Source organism: Burkholderia sp. Ac-20344, from assembly GCF_017104975.1.
Taxonomy (GTDB): Bacteria; Pseudomonadota; Gammaproteobacteria; order Burkholderiales; family Burkholderiaceae; genus Burkholderia.
Genome location: NZ_JAAGPP010000393.1, coordinates 1 through 608 on the forward strand (window position 1 = coordinate 1; position 608 = coordinate 608).

At 71.2% G+C, this 608-nt stretch carries 1 protein-coding gene and 1 pseudogene; both read right to left on the reverse strand.

Translation table 11 applies throughout. The annotated features are described in order from the left end of the window. The coding region (locus tag G3N64_RS39300; RefSeq protein WP_205788924.1) for a 4Fe-4S dicluster domain-containing protein at window positions 1-346 on the reverse strand (346 nt) is incomplete at its 3' end. A 24-nt stretch (window positions 347-370) separates the two neighbouring features. Then, a pseudogene (gene glcE, locus G3N64_RS39305) lies at window positions 371-608 on the reverse strand (glycolate oxidase subunit GlcE); the annotation flags it as partial.

Below are 608 nucleotides of genomic sequence, written 5' to 3' on the forward strand. Positions count from 1 at the left end.
TCAGCAGGCGCTCGCGCGCGGGCCGCTGCACGCGCTTCTCGGCTTCCGCGCGGCCGATGTCGAGCAGCGTGTGATAGCGCACGCCGGACGGGCAGGTCGTTTCGCAGTTGCGGCACGTCAGGCAGCGGTCGAGATGCTGCTGCGTGCGCTCGCCGCACGGCTCGCCTTCGAGCAGCTGCTTGATCAGGAAGATGCGCCCGCGCGGCCCGTCGAGCTCGTTGCCGAGCACCTGGTAGGTCGGGCAGGTCGCGTTGCAGAAGCCGCAGTGCACGCAGGCGCGCAGGATCGCTTCCGCTTCGTCGGCCCGGTCGAGGGCCTTGCTTGCTTCGCTGAGATTGGTTTGCATCGGCGGGTCGGGATCGGGTTCGCGTCAGAAGTCGGCGTACAGGCGGCCGGGATTGAAAATCGCGTGCGGGTCGAGCTGTGCCTTGAGTTGCCGGTGCACACGCAGCAGCGCGGCCGGCAGCGGCTGGAACGGCTCGGGCGCGGCGCCGGGCGTGAAGCTGGTCGCGTGGCCGCCCGCTTGCGCGGCGAAGCGCTGCACGTCGGCGGGCGCCGCGTCGCTCTTCAGCCAGCGTTGTGCGCCGCCCCAGTCGGCAAGCAGCGCG